Origin of the sequence: Bradyrhizobium sp. ORS 111 (genome assembly GCF_045571485.1) — a bacterium.
Classification (GTDB): domain Bacteria; phylum Pseudomonadota; class Alphaproteobacteria; order Rhizobiales; family Xanthobacteraceae; genus Bradyrhizobium.
Window position 1 is genome coordinate 1,563,007 of the sequence record NZ_CP120701.1, and the last position, 18,099, is coordinate 1,581,105.

Consider the following 18,099-nt stretch of genomic DNA (forward strand, 5'->3'; position numbering starts at 1 on the left):
ACGCAGCATCGCAGCACTGATCGGCGGCATCGCGGCGTTGCTCGGCGTCATCGGAGGCGCGATTGTTGATCCGGCGGCAGCGTCCGCGGGGTGGCTCGTCGGATTTGTGTTCTGGGCGCAGATCCTGGTGGGGAGTCTTTCTCTCATAATGGTTCATCGGCTGACATCCGGCGACTGGGGTGAGATCATCGCGCCCGCGACCGAACCCGCCGCAGCCGCCGTACCGCTGCTTGTCCTTTTCGCCGTGCCGATCTTTGTGGCGATTCCGGCGTTGTATCCATGGGCGCAGCAGCCGCCGACGGTGAAACCGGATGTGCTGTCGCTCTATCTCAATCGTCCAGCCTTTGTCGTGCGCTCACTTGTGGCATTCGCCGGCTGGTCGGCGTTGGCGCTTCTTCTTCCGCGAGCGACCGGCGGGCGAGGTCAGCTCCTGGCGGCGTTTGGACTGGTGTTCCATGCCGCCATTATCAGCAGTGTGTCGATTGATTGGTATCTCTCGGTCGAGGCGCCGTTTACCTCGTCGTCGTTCGGGACGAGCGTTGCTGTTTCCTCGCTGGTCGCCGCGCTGGCCTGGGCTGCGGTGTGGATGCCGGCGACCGACGACGAGCCCGCCGTCGGCGACGTCGGCGCGCTGCTCTTGGCGACGATTCTTGGCATCACCTACATCGACTTCATGGCGGTCCTCGTCATCTGGTATGGCGACCTCCCGCGCGAAGGAGCCTGGTTCGTGGCGCGAGCTCGCTTGCCCTGGACTGCGCTGGCGGTCGCTGCTTTCGCGCTTGGATCCCTGATCCCGACACTTGCCTTGATTCAGTCGCGGGTACGGAACCGTCGGCGCCCGCTGCGGGCAGTCGGCCTTCTGACGCTGGTTGGAATCGCGGCGAATGACGCGCATCTCATTGCACCGCCGAAAGGCGTGGCTGCACTCGCGAGCGCATTGCTGGCCATCGTCGGCATCGGCCTCATCATTATCGGCGTGATCCCATTCCTTGCGCGGGGACAACCGCAGCCGTTCGCTTGGGGGGCGCGCGATGCCCAATGAGCGCCATCACATCCGCTACGTGCCCGAGTCGCCGAATGTTGGCATGGCTTTCGTAATCTGGTCAGCGCTGGGCGCGCTGCTCTTGCTTGTCGTGTCGATCGGCGGCCTCTACGGCATCTACCACGCCGCTGCACCCCCCAGGGTTCTGCCGGGTCCTCAAGCTTTCCCCCAGCCGCGCGTGGATACGGCCGAGAGCGAGGAGCTCCGGCGCATCACCGATGCTCAGACCAAGACGCTTGAAACCTGGAAATGGGTGGATCAGCAGCACTCTATGGTTCAAGTGCCGATCGAACGGGCCATGGAATTGCTCGTGAAGAAGGGCAACAGCGCCTATGAGCCGCTGTTGTCCTCGCCGCAGGCAACGCTGTCTGAACCAGCCGCCGCGGCCGAACGAACAACAATCCAGCAAGGACAGTCACCTTCGGCTGCGCCCAACGGCGCACGTCGACAGCCGGAGCCGGGCAAATGAGAATAGCTGTCACCCTTGTCCTGCTCTTGATCTGTGCGCCGCTCGCGGCATCGGGGCCGGCCAGGGCTGGGCTCGTTGCTGCCGAGGTCAAGAAGGTCGAGGCGGCGCCCGCACCGAATGCGGCACTGCCGCTCGACGCAAGCTTGATCGATGAAGCCGGTCGCGCGGTGACCCTGCGCACCGCTATCGGCGGCGTCCCAACGGTGCTCGTCTTCGCGGATTACACCTGTCGAACGTTGTGCGGCCCCATCCTGGAATTCACCACTGCCGGCCTGGCGAAGACCGGTCTCAAACCAGGTGCCGACTATCGCCTGGTCGCGATCGGCATCGATCCGAAGGACAAGCCGGAGGCCGCGCAGGCGATGCGCGCGCGCCACATCGACAATGGAAGCCCGATCAACGCAGCCGCGGTGTTTCTGACCGGCGGCGAGGCGGCCGTCAGCGCCGTCACGGAAGCGGCCGGGCTGCATTACTATTACGATGCGGAGCATGACCAATATGCTCATCCAGCGGCGGTCTATGTCATTGATGGAAATGGAACGGTGCGCCGCGTCCTGTCGCCGCTTGGGCTTGACGGTGCTGACCTGCGGCTGGCCATCGTGGATGCCGGGCGAGGCTCGGTCGGCACTTTCGCCGATCGCATCCATCTGCTGTGTTACGGCTATGATCCGGTGAAAGGAATTTACACGGAACGCGTCACGACCTTGCTCGCGTTCGCAGCAGGTATCACGCTGGTTGCTCTGCTGAGCGGCATTTCCCTGATGGCGATGCGTGAACGTCGGAGCTGGCCGCCGTGAATCTCGCCGAGTTCACCACCGCCGCTTCGGATTACGCCGCTCATGTCGATGCGCTGTTCATGCTCCTGTCCGTGGTCTCGGGGGCTGTCGTTGCGCTTGTTGCCGGGCTGATCGTCTATTTTATGATTCGTTACCATAGGGGCTCGCGCGCGCCGCGCGGCGAGACACCGGAACGCCTCGACCGGGAGATCGAGATCGGATGGACCGCGGCAACGTTTTTTACGTTCCTGTTCTTGTTCTGGTGGGCGGCGTCCCGCCAGCTATCGGCGCTTGCCACGCCCGAACCGGCCCTGGAGATTCATGTCGTCGCCAAGCAATGGATGTGGCGCATCCAGCATCCGAGCGGCGCGCGTGAAATCGACGAACTGCACGTGCCCGTCCATACCAATGTGCGGCTGATCATGACGTCGCAGGACGCAATCCATGATCTCTACCTTCCAGCGCTCCGGCTCAAGCAAGACGTCCTGCCGGACCGTTACACTTATCTTTCGTTCAATGCGACCAAGACCGGCGTTTTTCATCTGACGTGCGCGGAGTTTTGCGGCACCAATCATTCGGTGATGGCCGGGCGGCTCGTGGTCGTAACTCCGGAGGAATATTCGCGCTGGAACGCCGCGCTGCCGGAGGGGGACGACCTCGCCCATCAGGGCAAGGCATTGTTCCTCTCGTTGGGATGCTCTGGATGCCACACCCCGGGCTCGACCGTCCACGCGCCGGACCTGAAGGGTCTCTATGGCAGCACGGTCCAGCTTGCCGACGGCCGGACGGTCACCGCCGATGAAGCCTATTTGCGCGACTGTATTCTTCTGCCCGACAAAAACAGGGTGGCCGGCTTTCCGCCTTTGATGCCGAACTTCAGCGGCTCGGTCACCCCTGGGCAGGTGATCTCGCTGGTCGCGTACATCAAGTCACTTTCCGGCCAATCGACCGATACAGGGCAAGGAGCTCCGCCATGAGCGAGATGACATTGCCATATGCGCCAGCGGAAGAGCATGCGGCCACCAGCTATCTTGACGAAGGTCACACGGTGCTGTCGTGGCTGTTGACCACCGATCACAAGCGAATTGCCATTCTCTATGCGGTGTCCATCACCTTCTTCTTCTTCATCGGCGGGATCGCGATCGGCCTGGTGCGGCTCGAGCTGATCAGCCCGACCGGCTGGTTCATGACCTCCGATGAGTACAATCGCGCGTTCAGCATTCACGGCATCATCATGGTGTGGTTCTTCCTGGTGCCGTCAATTCCCGCGACGATGGGCAACTTCGTCCTGCCGATGATGATCGGCGCCCCGGACGTCGCCTTTCCCCGTCTCAACCTGCTGTCCTGGTATCTCTATCTGATCGGCGCCAGCTTCACGGTCTATGTGCTGCTGAGCGGAGGTGTCGACACCGGCTGGACTTTCTATCCGCCGTTCTCGTCCAATTATTCGCACTCGAGCGTGATTCCGGCTGCGATCGGCGTATTCGTCGTCGGCTTCTCCTCGATCGCGACGGGTGTGAACTTCATGGCCACCATTCACCTGTTGCGCGCACCGGGCATGACATGGTTTCGCCTGCCGCTGTTCGCCTGGTCGATGTACGTCGTCAGCATGGTGATGGTGCTCGCCACGCCGGTCCTTGCCATGTCGTTGCTCCTGATCTGTGCGGAACGGCTGTTCGGTCTCCCGATCTTCGACGCCAGCGTCGGTGGAGATCCGGTGCTGTTTCAGCACTTGTTCTGGTTCTACAGCCATCCTGCGGTCTACATCATGATATTGCCAGCCATGGGCGTCGTATCCGAGGTGTTCGCCTGCTTCGCCCGGAAGCGCGTATTTGGCTACGCCTTTATGGTGTACGCCTTGCTCGTGATCGGCGTGGTCGGCTTCATGGTCTGGGGACATCATATGTTCGTTGCCGGCCAATCGCCGCTCGCAAACCTGATCTTCTCGTTTCTGTCCTTCATTGTGGCGGTGCCGTCGGCGATCAAGGTCTTCAATTGGACCGCGACGCTCTACCGGGGACAAATCGGCTTCGAGGCGCCCATGCTCTACGCGCTGGGCTTTCTGGGACTGTTCACCATCGGCGGCCTCACCGGACTGTTCCTTGCCTCCGTTCCGATCGATATCGCGACCACGGACTCCTATTTCGTGGTCGCGCATTTTCACACCATCATGGTCGGCGGGACAGTTTCTGCCTTTATGGCCGGCATTCACTATTGGTGGCCCAAGGTGACTGGGCGGCGCTACCACGAGTTTGCGGCTCAGCTTGCCGCCATCACCATGTTTCTCGGGTTCAATCTGACCTTCATCCCGCAATTCATCATGGGTTGGCTCGGCATGCCCCGGCGCTACCATTTCTATCCGGATGTGTTTCAGGTCTGGCACGTGCTGTCGAGCGGCGGCGCGGCGATGCTCGCCGTCGCCTATCTTCTGCCGCTCGCATACCTCGGGTGGTCACTGTTCAAAGGCGACCGCGCCGGGGACAATCCCTGGGGTGCGACGGGCCTCGAATGGCAGACGCCGTCGCCGCCCCCGAAACAGAATTTTCTGCGACCGCCGCGGGTCACTTCTGCGCCTTATCAGTATCACGACGCGGGCCGTACGCGCGAGGAAGGCGAACAGGCGCCGATCGCCGGCCAGGAAGGCGCGCGATGACGACCGGGCTGTCCGGTGCCTTGCATGAGTCGGCCTTGCAGGAGCCGGCCTTGCAGGAGCCTTGGCCCGACCTCCGCTTGCAGCGCGAAGCGGTCGGCCTCGGCATGTGGTTCTTCCTCGCCAGCGAGGTCTTGTTCTTTGCAGCGTTGTTCTGCAGTTACGCGGTCTATCGGAGCTTCAACCCCGAGGCATTTCGGATTGCAGCGGCGCACACCGAGATCATATATGGCTCCGTCAACACGGCACTCTTGCTGACCTCGAGCCTCACCATGACGATCGCGCTGCGCGCAGCGACTGTCCGACTGCGGCGGCTGACGCTCGTCTGTCTCGGTGCAACGGCCGTGCTCGGGGTCGCGTTTCTGGTCACGAAGGGTCTCGAATATCGTGCTGATATCGACGAGCATCTGGTTCCTGGACCTGGCTTCCCTCTGGAGCCTCCGGCCACCGCGATCTTTTGGGGTCTTTACTGGATCATGACGGGTATCCACGCCATCCATCTGACGGCGGGCATCGGTGTCGTCGTGGTGGTCATGACGCTGTTTTGGCGCGAGACCATTCCGGTGCAGGGCTCAACCATGGAGGGTGTTGCGATCTATTGGCACTTCGTGGATACGGTCTGGATATTCCTTTTTCCCTTGATCTATCTGGCTGGTCGATCATGAACGAAACATCAGATGACCATGGCATTCTTTGGCGTGGGCCCGTGCTGGCGTGGGCCGCGCTGCTCGGTCTTGCGGCCATCAGTCTCGGGTCGGCCTACTTGCCGCTCGGCGTCGGCAACCTTGCGGTCAATCTCATCATTGCGGTGGTGATGACCATTATCCTCGCGATCTTCCTGATGGATTTGAAGAGCGGGACGATGCTGGTGCGCGTCGTCGCGATCGCCGGTGTGTTCTGGATGATCTTTATGTTCGCGCTGACGTTTAGCGATTATCTGTCCCGAAGTTAGAAGTCGGGAGAAAACTGTCGGCTGAGGGGCCGAGCTCGGAGCACGCGACGTGGACGTTGCCCCTCGGCGCCATCGTCAGCACGAGTCGCGGAGCGCGCAGATCCGGTGCGCGGCCGTTCTGTCCGGCCGCGCTCGTGGCAATTATCGGGCGCGGATACCCAGGTGGCTCGCGGGGCTGCTGCACATCCGCATCATTCACCTCGGATCAGATCCTGGATGCACTTTAGGAACCAGCGACAGCCCCTCACGTTGCCGCAGGTGGGGCGACAGGACTTTTCATGCGACGTCGATCTTTTCTGATTTCACTTGCGGCTTGGCTGGTGAGCACAACATCCCTGAGCCGGGCGACCATCATCCGGGATCGGATGCCCTGGTCGCCATTTCCTGCCTCGGCGCCTGAGATCGAGCGGCCAGGCCCCTGGAAGTTTTTCACGGCGGATGAGGCACGCGCGATGGAAGCGATCGTTGACCGCATCATTCCACCCGACCCCGAGACGCCAGGCGGAAAGGATGCCGGTTGCGCCGTGTTCATCGATCGACAGCTCAAGGGTGCATACGGTTCGAACGAAGGTTTGTACACCCTCGGCCCTTACGCCAAGGGCTCGAAGGAGCAGGGACCGCAATCGGAGCTCTCGCACGCCCAACTCTATCGCAAGGGGCTTGCCGGACTTGATGCGTTCTGCCGATCGAGTCACGGCAACAAGGCGTTCGCCGAGTTGAGTGCCGAGGAGCAGGATGCGATGCTAAAGAAAGTCGAGACTGGCGAGGCGAAGTTCGACGGTGTCGATGCACAGGGATTCTTCGATGCCCTGTTGAAGGATGTGCCGGAAGGATTCTTCTCCGATCCGATCCATGGCGGAAACCGTGACATGGTGGGATGGAAGATGATCGGCTTTCCCGGCATCCGCTACGACTATCGCGACTGGGTGAAGCGGCACAACGAGCGCTATCCCTATCCGCCCGTGAGCATCGCCGGCCGAGCCGACTGGACCCCTGCAAAATCGTGAGTTTCAAAGGATGGTTCGCAAGCTGCCGCGAAAGGACGTCGTGATCATCGGTCTGGGATGGACCGGGTCGATCATGGCTTACGAGCTCGCCGATGCGGGGCTCGACGTGGTCGCGATCGAACGGGGCCCGTGGCGCAACACCGCAACCGACTTTCCGCCTGGCTACGCCGCGGACGAACTTCGCTTCCGCATCCGGCATGAGCTGTTCCTTCGTCCCGAACAGACCACCTTCACATTCCGCAACAAGATGAGCCAGACCGCACTCCCAATCCGGAGCTGGGGCGCCTTCATGCCACCCAATGGCGTTGGCGGTGGCGGAGTGCATTGGAATGCGGAGACGTGGCGGTTTCTGCCATCCGACTTCAAGCTGCGTACGCACCTGACCGAACGCTACGGCGCGAGCTTTCTGCCTGGCGATATGACGATTCAGGATTGGGGCGTCACCTATGACGACCTCGAGCCGCGGTATGACCGCTTCGAGTATCTGTGTGGGACATCGGGGCAGGCAGGTAACATCAAGGGCAAGATCATCGACGGCGGCAATCCGTTCGAAGGGCCGCGCTCAAGACCCTATCCTAATCCACCTCAGGATCAGCCTTTCAGCCACACGCTGTTCGCCAAGGCAGCGAGGAATCTCGGCTACAAGCCGTTTCCGCAGCCATCCGGCAACATGTCGCGCGCATACCAGAATCCGTTCGGCGTGCGGCTTGGACCTTGCAGCTACTGCGGCTTCTGCGAATGGTTCGGCTGCGGCAACTATTCGAAGGCCTCGCCGCAGACGACGATCCTGCCGGCGCTGATCCGCAAGCCGAATTTCTCGGCACGAGACAACAGCGAGGTGGTGCGGATCAACCTCGACGGCACGGGCAAGCGCGCGACCGGCGTCACTTTCGTCGATACCGACGGCAACGACTGGGAGCAGCCCGCGGATCTCGTGGTGCTGTCGGCCTTCACGATCTTCAACGTGCAACTGCTTTTGCTTTCGGGCATCGGCAAGCCTTACGATCCGGCTGCGAATACCGGCGTCATTGGCCGCAACTTTTCCCACCAGACGGTTTCCGATGTCGTCAGCTTCTTCGATCCGGCCAAGTTCGTCTTCAATCCCTTCATCGCGTCGGGCGCGATCGGGATGTGCATCGACGAGTTCAACGGCGACAATTTCGATCACGGACCGCACGGCTTTGTCGGTGGCGGCTATATGGGGCAGGTGCAAACCAATGGCCGTCCGATCGAGACAACGCCGGTGCCGCCAGGAACACCGCTCTGGGGCGCGCAGTGGAAGAAGGCGGTGAAGGAAAATTACCTCAGCGCACTCAAGCCTGGAACGGGCGTGCACGGCAGCATGTACAGCTATCGCGATGTCTATGTCGATCTCGATCCGACCTACAAGGACCGTCTCGGCCGGCCGCTCGCACGCATCACCATGGATTTCCATGACAATGAGATCAAGCAGAACAAGTTCTTGACCGACAAGTTCGCAGAGATCTTTCAGGCGATGGGGGCACGACAAGTGCAGAAACAACCTCGCAAGCCGCCCTACGACGTCACCAAGTATCAGACGACGCATCTGTGCGGCGGTGCGATCATGGGCACCGACCCGTCGACCAGCGCGGTGAACCGTTACTTGCAGACATGGGACGTGCCGAACCTGTTCGTGCTCGGCGCGAGCGCCTTTCCGCAGAACGCCGGCTACAATCCGACGGGCACGGTGGCCGCGCTGGCCTACTGGGCGGCGGACGCGATCCGAGAAAAGTATCTCAGAAATCCGGGTCAACTGATCAATGGATAAAGGGCCGCAGCTTGCCTTGGTGGCCACTCTGCTCGTCATGACCGGCGGAGGGGCCATGAGCGCAAGCTCGCAGGACTTCGCCGCAGTCGAGCGCGGCCGCTATCTCGCCAACGCGGCTGACTGCGGAAGCTGCCACACAATTCCGGGCGGCCGGCCTCTTGCCGGCGGCCGACCGATCGAAACTCCGTTCGGTGTGCTGGTCTCACCTAATATCACGCCCGATCGGGAGACCGGCATCGGTGCTTGGAGCGATCAGGAATTCGACGTGGCGCTACGGGAAGGGATCCGACGGGACGGCAAGCACCTTTATCCGGCGATGCCGTATCCGTACTTTGCCCGCATGTCGCGACAGGACGTCAAGGACATTCGCGCCTACCTTTCGACGGTTGCGCCGGTCCACAACGCTGTTGTCAGCGACAGGCTGCCGTTCCCGTTGAACATCCGGGCGGCGATGATCGCCTGGAACAGGCTGTATTTCACCCCGGGTGAGTTCCATGCCCAACCCTCGAAATCGGAGGAGTGGAATCGGGGAGCCTATCTGGTGCAAGGACCGGGTCATTGCGGCGCCTGCCATACACCCAAGACGATTCTCGGCGGCGACAAGACGTCGGCATCGCTGCAGGGCTACACGCTGCAGGGTTGGGTGGCGCCTGATATCACCAGCGGGGATGGGCCGTTGGCACCATGGTCGGTCGACGATCTCGCGCAATATCTGAAGACCGGTCACAATCGCTTTGCGGCGGCCGCAGGCTTGATGGGTGAAGTTGTCGATCTTTCCACCTCGAAGCTGAGCGACCCGGATATCAAGGCGATGGCGACCTATCTCAAGGATATCAATGGCCCGAAGCCTTCAGCAGAGAGTTCCGCCGATCAGAAGGTTCTGGCCGCCGGCGCGGCGGTCTATCAAGATCTTTGTTCCGCTTGCCACAAATCGGATGGGAAGGGTGTCCCCAATCTGATCCCTGACCTCTCGCAGGCTGCCACCGTCAACACCGGCGACCCGACGACGGTGTTGCGCGTGATCCTGCAGGGCGCGCAGACCGTGGCGACGGACCGGGAGCCGACCGGCCCTGCGATGCCGGCGTTCGGCTGGCAACTCAACGACGCGCAGGTTGCTGCGGTCGCCACCTACATCCGCAATCACTGGGGAAAGGCTCCGCCGGTCAGCGAAGACCAGGCGAAGAAGGAGCGCGAGGCGCTCCAGGCCAGAACGAACTGAGCTTTCGCGCGACCCAGACGTAAGCGGTGCGCCCACTATTGTGCAGAGTCGGGCTATCGCTAACCCACCTTGGCACGACCAGCAACGAAGGAATCGTCAATCGCCGGATCGAGCCGATTGAATCCTAGGGTGCTATCTTCGTCGCCAGCAGCGTGCTCGCTAAGCAGCGCGGAAATTTCGTGCCGCGACTCGTGCGCGCTATCGAGAAGTCTGTTGTTGAGCGCCCAGATCGCTGCCTGGGTACGATTGCTTGTGCCTATCTTCCGAAAAATCGCCTTGACGTGCGCCTTTACGGTCGGCTCGGCAATCTTGAAGAACCGCGCAACATGTTTGTTGGAATCGCCGCGGACAATTCGTTCCAGAATTGCGATTTCTCGCGCGGAGAGCAGTTTGGAGGCATGCAGTGTGCCCTCCGTCTCCCAAGGAGTGGCATTTTGAGTTGGCGGCGATAGCCGTTCGTCGATCCTCGGCTGGACGATCGTCAGTGGCCAGAGGCGGCCATCGATAACGATGAGATGTTCGTCCGTAATAGCGTGCAGGCAGTTGACAAGAGCGTTCGGCGCGACCGAATTAAAAAGAGCTGCATTGACGCCCGCATCGAGCGCGCTTGCCAAATAATCGGGGCTGCGCTCGTCACCAACCGCTACAATGAAGGAAAGCGGATACAGATCGCGAATGCGTTTGAAAATCTGATCGTGCTTCCGTCCAACCCCGACGATGAACAGGCTCGGCTGGTCGCTGGGGATCGTATTGAGCTCGTCGAGCTCAAATCCCCACCCTTGTGGAGAGAAGCGCGTTCTCGACAGGATAAGCCTGAGACCTTCGCGAAAGAATCCATCAATTTGGAGGATGAACGTTGGTACTATCGCGGCGCTCGACATGTCCTAATATCCTCACGCAACCAACAACGAGTCCGATCGGGTATTTCAGGAACGGGCAATTGTTTTTGATATTTTTTGGGAGCGAGGAAATCCGGGATTTAACCGCGCTCCAATAACATAAGATAAACCCCGACCTCGAACACGCTTTTTTCAAGTTTGAAGCACATTAGAAATATTTGTCGAGAAGGAGGCACCGCAGCCGATTGCCGGCTCAGACGAAGTAGTCACGCGGTATCACCTTAGGAAACCAAACGTGCTTCGCCGAGTTAGCGTAGAGTGGAACTATGCGTCGAGCGACCTAATGGGTTCCACCGGCCCGCCCTAATAGCAGCTTCAAGATGAGATAATTGCGCGGAGCAATCTCTGGGTCCCCGAAAACCCTTGGAGGGTTGCCGGGAGCTGCCCCGGCCCGCTTCCAATATTCTACCGATGACGATTTTCAGTTGTCCCGATCCAGAATACTGGAGATCAAATCACATTCTCCGCGCGGGTTAGTTCGAGTTCACGATTGTCTCTGGGTACGGGCACCAGAATAATCATGATCCGAAGCCGCAGCCATCGTTGCGGCCAGATAGCCGTGGAAACACGTGATCGTCAGCCGGAAGCCGCTCATCACGGTCGTGATACCCTTGTATAACAAGGCAGACTGCATCCTGAGAACGCTGCGGTCAGTGGTTCGTCAGACAGACGTCGATTTTGAGCTCATAGTTGTTGACGACGGATCGACCGACGCCAGCGCGACCTTGGTCAAGGCGGCTGGCTTGCCGCATCTGCAGTTGATTGAGCAACACAATGCGGGAGTTTCGGCCGCGCGGAATCGCGGCATTCGAGCGGCACGAGGCGAATGGGTCGCTCTCCTTGACGCAGATGATTTGTGGTCTCACGACCATCTCGCAAGTCTTTGGCACGCGGCCGAAGGCAGCGACGCGATCGCAGTCTTCAGCAACCTGCAACTGGAGAGTAGAGCGGGCCGCCTGCTGATTGATCCGAACGTTTCGGCGCAGAGGATCGACGACTATTTTTCGTTCGCGCTCTCCAATGGCTCGTATCCAGCCAGCTCGAGCTCGATCATGATCCGCAGGGACGAATTGTTGGCGGCGGGGCCGTTTGCCGAGGGCATCTCGACGGGCGAAGATATCGATATGTGGTGCAGACTTGCGTGCCGGGGCTCCTTTTTCTATAGCGCCGTACCATCTGCGACGTACAATGACGCGACCTCGCCGTCGCTCTGCGGGAACCGCACCAGGATATCGCGGCCGCTTTTCGCAGAGCGCTTGCCGCAGTTGATGCGCGATCGTATCGTTCCTGCGCGTTTGCATGAGAGCAGCCGGCGATATGCCAATTTCCTCATGTTGGAACAGGCGCGCCAGCTATTGGATGCAGGGCAATACGAAGCGGCGCGGGCCATTCTCCTTAACGACTGCATTCCATCGTATGACTTGAGGCGCTTTCTCAAGCGATTGGCAAGGACAACGATTGTCGGACAAACGCTGTTTGGGTTGAGGCAAACGACTGCCGGTCGCATCTGACCAGCCGACAAGCAAGTTGTTGTGCCCAAGCGCTAGTGACGTACGTGCCGGCCGATTGGAGCGCGTGTCCGGGGTCGATCAGCTCTGATCCATTGCGTCCGGTCTCTGTGGGCCAATGTCAGTACGGTGCGCAGCACCATAGCCATGTGCCGCGGCACCTGCGCTATTTCTCCAAGTCCGATCAAATCGCGGCCGGAAACATACCAAGCGCTCACCAGCGAGCACGCAAAAACCGCGACCGCAAGCGCGGAATATGCGAGCGGGGAACCTAAGCCGACCACAGCCAGATAGAGCAAACTGAGGGCGAGGAGCACCAAATTCGCGATGGCGAGCATGCCGAGTGGTGGAACCGCGAGATCAGCCGCCAACGCAAGCAACTGCAAGTCTCGATTTTTCAAGGCATGGAGAAGGAGGCGAGGGAGGTGGCTCCTGATCAGCCCGAGATGCCCATGGACCCAGCGTCGCTTTTGCTGGACGTGGCCGCTTTGCGTGTCTGGGAAATAGCTCGTCACGCATGCATCGCTGAAGAAACGTGCCGGATGTCCTTGGATGGCGAGCTCAAGTCCAAAGAAGATGTCCTCGGCCAGATGCCCGGTTGCGAACAGGTCTGGATTGATGAGCGCCCACGGCACGGCCATGCCGGTCCCGTGGAGCTGGCAGGGCAAGCCAAGGCGCGCGTAGCCGTTTGGACGAAGATCGTTCTTGATGCGCCAGGCAAATTCGGCCAAGCGAGACGGCCCGTTTGTTTCGGGATGTGCGACCATGAGGTTACGACACTGGATCGGCGCGCCGGCCGTTGCGCAGGCGCGCGCTAGCAGATCGATCCCGTGACGATTGATCTGGCAGTCGGCATCGATGAACAGGACGATTTCGGGGGGCGTCGAAGCCAGGTGGCGCAGGCCGGCCGCTAGGGCAAAGCCCTTGCCGCGCAGTTCCGAATTGCTCCGGACCAGCACTTCCGCCCCGGCTTGCGCGGCGAGAGAGGCCGTTCGGTCACTGCAATTGTCCGCCACAACCAGCAGCCGATCGCCGGCCCTGAGGTCCTGCTTGATGCAAAGGAGTGTCGCCTCGATGTTCTGTTCTTCGTTGTGCGCCGGGACCAATGCCGCGACTGAAAGGCGGCGCGGCAGGAGCGAGAACGGACGGTCGCGCAGAAGCATCATAGCCGCCGCCTGCAAAGCGAAGCCCAACATAATCAGGATCAATACTATCGAGGCGAGCCCGAGCAGCATGTTCAGGATAGAAGGGATCATGATGAGCCTCGGCCAAATTGATCTAGGGCGTGCCGCTGGAAGGAATCGTTCCCTCCCTCAAGTTGCGGGAGCCAACGTTCTCCGCGGCATCGCAAGGCTGCGAGGCAGGGACGGCATCGGACCTGGATTGACCAGCGAAAAGCAGATAGTCGCAACCGTGCAGGCGCAGCATTGTCCTTATTCGCCGTTCTGACGCGCGAAGCAAGAATCCCCGGTGCATTCGGCGGCGATAGCCATATGCAAGCAGAATCTGGCCCAGGAATGTCGCGTCGACGTAACTCACGCCGTTGAGATTGATGACCAGGTTGCCTCTCGCAAGGCTCGCTACGGCGAGAGCGTCGCGCAGCGGCAAGATATTCTGCCGCGTCCACGCGCCGAAGAATTCCAGGATCTCGTCGTCGCCACGCTGATAGTGTCGGATGCGTGCCGCAGCCAGTTGCATAGCCGAGGGGCGGTGGATGCTACGATAGACGACCCAGGGGAGGACCTGACGAAGAAAGACAGAAATCAAAGTTGTGAGATCGAGAGCGTACCGCGTCCAGAGCGCCGGTTCCTCCTTGATGCGCCATAGCCATTCAAATCCGGAGCGACGAAAGAATACCGGCGCGCGCTTGATATTTCCCGCGACGAAATTGATGGTTGCTCCGAGATTGCAGATCACCGGGGCTGAAAGGCGGTGCTCATTCCGGCTGAGCCATAACAAGCCCTTGCGCGCTCCGACAGAGACGATCAGCAGATCAGGGCACGCCTCGTTAATGGCGTGGAGAATTGCTGGATCGCTCATCGATTCAACGGAGCCGAAACCCGGAGAAAGGGTGCCTGCGCACTGGATGGCTGATTTGGCTTCGCGCAGGCGCTTGCGCACGCGGTGGCCGATGTCGTCAGTCGCTCCGAAGAAGAAGGTGCTCAGGTGCTCGCCGGTATTGGCCCAGAGAGCATCAAACAGGTCAGATCCGCTGACGCGCTGTTGAACAGGGATTCCGAGAAGCCGGGCGAGCCAAAGAAGCGGCATTCCGTCGATGACAGAGAGATCGTTTGCCAACGCGGCATCTCTGAAATCTGGATCAGAGCGGATCAGGCGCAGGAAATTCGCGTTTGGGGTGACCAGATTGCAGCGGCGCATTTCCTGGATGGATGAGACAATCCGTTGTTTCGCCTCCTCGAAGGTTACTGTGTCGCAGAGCAATCCCTCGATACAGACGACTTGTCGGGAGAAGTCGGGAAGGAACGGCGGCTGGATATCGTGTCTTTGAACAGCCGTTTGTGTTTGCAGGGCACGCATTGAGCTTGTCCACTGACTGCAAGCAAACGGAGAGCCGCACGTGCGTGGGTTTGAGCAGGGCCATCGATCGCGCGCAGCGCTCCCTCGTTTCATGGAGTAGGTGCGGTGGAGTGTAGTCATGGGCCCGCGCGACAACTCTGCTCTCGCGGATGACATGGAGCGTCATGCCGACTAGTCCGATCCGATGTATGGCCAAGAGCCGATCGAACTAATTCTGCGACGAGATCTGACCATCGATGCAGATAGCCGAACCGGCGTTGCTGCGGGCGCTGCGTGAAGAGTCCTGCATCCAGAGGGACTAGTTACTTTGGGGCCGTTGCAGCCCTGCTGCGCATGTCGTCATGTTTCCGGATGGGCGGGAAGCCTGGAGCCGAACCGAAGACGTTATCTCCACTGCGGATGCATGGAGAGGCTCCACGGAATTGAGCGGGAAGGCCAGTATGCGCGGTCCGTCCACCAGCCTTTGCTGTACCGCAGGTACGGTGCTTTTCCTTGGTCTCGGGATCTGCGCCGGGACCGTGGCCAATAGTGGTCGTACATCGCGACAATCCATCGACGCCAAGGATCGTCCCTCACTGATCATGGCTCCCGATCGAGAGTTCTCCGCGACAAGCTACGTTCATACCAAATTGCCGCCGGATACACCGCGCGATCCACATTCCGAAAAGTGGGTGGCGGCGCTGCAGAACCAGATCAGAACTCATTATGGAATCGCGTCGGTCAATATCGACCAATATTCTCCGCCCCTCTACGTGGTCTCAGACGACCAGCCGACGGTCCGTGTGCGAGCGGAGCGAACCGGGAGTGCGAATTGGAGATTCGAACCGTTGCAACAGCAATGGGAGCGCGTTCCGCTACCCGACGGATTTCAGCCCTCCAGCGGCAGCGACAAGGAGGCCATCGTTTATCAGCCCTCGACAGCGCACTATTGGGAATTTTGGGGCATGGAGAAGAGTGGGCGCAAGACCGTCAACTCCGTAGGTCAAACTGTCGACGAATGGCGGGCCTCGTGGGGCGGCAAGATCGATAAGCTTGCGACGAGCCCAGGATATTTTCCGACAACCGACGAAGGATACAAATTTGGTGCGACGGCGACGGGCCTTGCTCTGCTCGCGGGGCTGATCACCATCGCGGAGCAGCGCCATGGTGAGATCGACCACGCCGTACACATAGCCCTGCCACAGGCGCAGCGGTCCAGATGGGCTTATCCCGCGCAACGCACCGATGGTGAGGACGACGATCCCGAGGCAATTCCCGAAGGCGCGACGTTCCGGATTCCAAGCAATGTCAATCTCGACGGAATCGATATGGATCCCTACGCCGCCATGTTGGCGCAGGCCGTGCAACGATACGGGATGATCGTCCGCGACACCGCGGGCGCCGTAGTTTTCTACGCCGAGAACCCGCTCTCCAAGGGAGCAAGTCACCCCTATTTTGGACCTGGCGGCATCTTGCGGTGCCCCAAGGGCTACGCAGAAGCGGCTTGTTATCCTGATGGTAACAACCGCCTTCGCGGCTTCCCTTGGCATCTCCTGGAAGCGGTCCAGTCGAGACCACAGCAGTGATGCTTGCCTTAGCCGACGGACACAATAACCGGGAGCCGAATTGATGCTCGACTCGTCAGCCAGCAAGCGGGCTTATATCGACCGCGCAGAGGACCGGTCGCTCTCACAGGACGTCTGGCGTGATGGACTCGGCTTCAGGATTGCCCTCGCAAAGATTCGTCAGCACCGTCGAACGCTGCTACGGTTTCTGCTCGTTGGCTTCAGCCTTGGAGGGCTGGCAGGCCTTGTTTATGGCGCGATCAGGGTTCCCACGTTCAGCGCGACCTCCGAACTACTCATTTCGAACACGACGCTGCAAATGTCCGGACCGGACGCTGTCGTTACTCAAGTGCTGGTCGAGAATTCGCTGGTCCAGAGTGCAATCGAAATGCTCAGGTCGAGCAGGGTCCTCGACCGGGTGATCGACAAGGTCGGGTTGGAAGAGACCGAAGATATCCTGCCGAGATCGAGCCTCAAGCAGGCCATCAGCCGGATAGGATGGCAACGTATCCACGACCTCTTGCGTGGACGATTATCTGCTTCCGAAGAGCAGCTCCCGGACGAAAGGAGGAGGCAGAAAATACTGGCGCGACTGAGATCCGGCATGACCGTCAGTCGCGTCGGTGCGAGCCTCATCATTTCGGTGCGGGCACGTGCGCGCAGCGCCGACGAAGCGGCAAGCCTGACGAACGAGTTGGCAACGTCATTCGTTCAAGAGCAAAATGACACGAGCGCCGTGGTCAGCACCAGTGCCGCGTTGCGAGAGCGAATCAAGGTGCTCGGTCCGACAGCCCGGGTCATCAGTGAAGCCGTTCCACCCGCGTCGAGCGATGGGCCGCCAACGGCTGTCATCATGCTGCTGGCGCCGGTCGTCGGTGGAATGCTGGCTTATAGCGTTGGAATCGGCCTGGCGCTGTTCGATCGGCGCTTGCGCAGCGCCGAACAACTCGTTGCATTGACTTCAGTCGAGTGCTTTGGGGCCCTGCCGCGCACGAAAGACCCGCAGGTGAACCGCTCCGATTTGGCGTCAACACTGAGGCGCTCGGTCCTGCGGCGCGCGCGGTCGGCGGTGCTCGAAATATCGAACCAGGTCCCTCACTTTGTCGGAGTGACGTCTTATTGCCCTGGGGAGGGGAAGACAGCCGTGGCGGGCAGTTGGGCCCGGTTCCTGGCCGGCGACGGCTCGCGCGTGCTTCTTGTCGATGCCGGGCAGAGCGATACGCGTCCTGTTCGCAAGCAGGTTGCACCGCAGGTGGCCGGTTTGCATGAGGTGCTGCGAGGGGAGGTCGCGCCCTGCGACGCCATCCAACCGCAGATTAGTCCCAATCTCGACTTTCTCCCGAGTGGAGAAGTTCTGAGCAATCTCGACATGCTCTGGGGTAATCTTGCTTACGTGGTCAATGCAGGGCGCGAGTGTGCTTATGAATGGGTGATCTTGGATTTGCCTGCACTCGCGACCGCGGCCGACGTGCGATCCGCCGGCCAAATCATTGATAACCTGCTGATCGTCGTAGAATGGGGCCGTACGTCCGAGACCGAGTTGAGCCAGGCGCTGAGTTCGTTGGGATCCGCGCGAGACAGGATCTTGGGGACGGTTCTCAACAAAGTCCCGCGGAGTGTGCTGCGATCCGAGACTTTGCGCTGGACGCAAAGGCGCTCCGGCAGGCCTCAATCTCTAGAGCTGACCGAGCCAGGAGATTTGTAGG

16 protein-coding genes are annotated in these 18,099 nt (G+C 60.4%); 13 read left to right on the forward strand and 3 right to left on the reverse strand.

Annotated features, from left to right (window positions below; translation table 11 throughout):
• Nucleotides 1-37 precede the first annotated feature (37 nt).
• The 10 genes from P6U30_RS07300 to P6U30_RS07345 all read left to right on the forward strand — a co-directional run bounded on the left by P6U30_RS07300 (nucleotide 38) and on the right by P6U30_RS07345 (nucleotide 9,904).
• Nucleotides 38-1,042, forward strand: a complete 1,005-nt coding sequence (locus tag P6U30_RS07300) for a hypothetical protein (protein ID WP_407168750.1) — start codon at nucleotides 38-40, stop codon at nucleotides 1,040-1,042.
• Entirely contained in the window at nucleotides 1,032-1,511 is a 480-nt protein-coding gene (locus P6U30_RS07305; protein ID WP_407168751.1) for a hypothetical protein, read from the forward strand. The genes P6U30_RS07300 and P6U30_RS07305 overlap by 11 nt, the downstream gene beginning before the upstream one ends.
• Nucleotides 1,508-2,308 (forward strand): SCO family protein, encoded by an 801-nt coding sequence (locus P6U30_RS07310; protein ID WP_407168752.1) that lies wholly within the window; start codon nucleotides 1,508-1,510, stop codon nucleotides 2,306-2,308. Before P6U30_RS07305 ends, P6U30_RS07310 begins: the two co-directional genes overlap by 4 nt.
• A complete protein-coding gene (gene coxB / locus P6U30_RS07315; protein ID WP_407168753.1) occupies nucleotides 2,305-3,264 on the forward strand; it encodes a cytochrome c oxidase subunit II in 960 nt (319 codons plus the stop codon). Before P6U30_RS07310 ends, coxB begins: the two co-directional genes overlap by 4 nt.
• On the forward strand, nucleotides 3,261-4,940 hold the full coding sequence (locus P6U30_RS07320; protein ID WP_407168754.1) for a cbb3-type cytochrome c oxidase subunit I: 1,680 nt from the start codon (nucleotides 3,261-3,263) through the stop codon (nucleotides 4,938-4,940). Before coxB ends, P6U30_RS07320 begins: the two co-directional genes overlap by 4 nt.
• Complete coding sequence (locus P6U30_RS07325) at nucleotides 4,937-5,602, forward strand: cytochrome c oxidase subunit 3 (RefSeq protein ID WP_407168755.1); 666 nt, start codon at nucleotides 4,937-4,939, stop codon at nucleotides 5,600-5,602. Before P6U30_RS07320 ends, P6U30_RS07325 begins: the two co-directional genes overlap by 4 nt.
• Nucleotides 5,599-5,889, forward strand: a complete 291-nt coding sequence (locus P6U30_RS07330) for an oxidase (RefSeq protein ID WP_407168756.1) — start codon at nucleotides 5,599-5,601, stop codon at nucleotides 5,887-5,889. The genes P6U30_RS07325 and P6U30_RS07330 overlap by 4 nt, the downstream gene beginning before the upstream one ends.
• 452 nt (nucleotides 5,890-6,341) lie before the next feature.
• Entirely contained in the window at nucleotides 6,342-6,896 is a 555-nt protein-coding gene (locus tag P6U30_RS07335; protein WP_407168757.1) for a gluconate 2-dehydrogenase subunit 3 family protein, read from the forward strand.
• 10 nt (nucleotides 6,897-6,906) lie between these two features.
• Nucleotides 6,907-8,685 carry a GMC family oxidoreductase gene (locus P6U30_RS07340; protein WP_407168758.1) on the forward strand — a complete coding sequence of 593 codons (1,779 nt, stop codon included), beginning with the start codon at nucleotides 6,907-6,909 and terminating at the stop codon, nucleotides 8,683-8,685.
• Nucleotides 8,686-8,740: 55 nt separating this feature from the next.
• A complete protein-coding gene (locus tag P6U30_RS07345; RefSeq protein ID WP_407168759.1) occupies nucleotides 8,741-9,904 on the forward strand; it encodes a c-type cytochrome in 1,164 nt (387 codons plus the stop codon).
• 59 nt (nucleotides 9,905-9,963) lie between these two features.
• Here the strand turns inward: P6U30_RS07345 and P6U30_RS07350 are convergent, their stop codons facing one another.
• Entirely contained in the window at nucleotides 9,964-10,785 is an 822-nt protein-coding gene (locus P6U30_RS07350; RefSeq protein WP_407168760.1) for a response regulator transcription factor, read from the reverse strand.
• A gap of 587 nt (nucleotides 10,786-11,372) precedes the next feature.
• On the opposite strand from P6U30_RS07350, the gene P6U30_RS07355 reads away from it, so the two are divergent.
• Complete coding sequence (locus P6U30_RS07355; protein ID WP_407168761.1) at nucleotides 11,373-12,314, forward strand: glycosyltransferase family 2 protein; 942 nt, start codon at nucleotides 11,373-11,375, stop codon at nucleotides 12,312-12,314.
• Nucleotides 12,315-12,346: 32 nt separating this feature from the next.
• On the opposite strand, the gene P6U30_RS07360 is transcribed toward P6U30_RS07355, so the two are convergent.
• The gene (locus P6U30_RS07360; protein ID WP_407168762.1) at nucleotides 12,347-13,567 is read right to left on the reverse strand and encodes a glycosyltransferase family 2 protein; all 1,221 of its coding nucleotides are present in this window, start codon (nucleotides 13,565-13,567) and stop codon (nucleotides 12,347-12,349) included.
• Nucleotides 13,568-13,589: 22 nt separating this feature from the next.
• Complete coding sequence (locus tag P6U30_RS07365) at nucleotides 13,590-14,849, reverse strand: WecB/TagA/CpsF family glycosyltransferase (protein WP_407168763.1); 1,260 nt, start codon at nucleotides 14,847-14,849, stop codon at nucleotides 13,590-13,592.
• 440 nt (nucleotides 14,850-15,289) lie between these two features.
• Between P6U30_RS07365 and P6U30_RS07370 the strand changes: the two genes are divergently transcribed.
• Together P6U30_RS07370 and P6U30_RS07375 are read left to right on the forward strand one after the other, a co-directional pair.
• Nucleotides 15,290-16,414, forward strand: coding sequence for a hypothetical protein (locus tag P6U30_RS07370; RefSeq protein WP_407168764.1), 1,125 nt, complete (start codon nucleotides 15,290-15,292; stop codon nucleotides 16,412-16,414).
• 43 nt (nucleotides 16,415-16,457) lie between these two features.
• Complete coding sequence (locus tag P6U30_RS07375; protein ID WP_407168765.1) at nucleotides 16,458-18,098, forward strand: hypothetical protein; 1,641 nt, start codon at nucleotides 16,458-16,460, stop codon at nucleotides 18,096-18,098.
• Nucleotide 18,099: the final 1 nt, after the last annotated feature.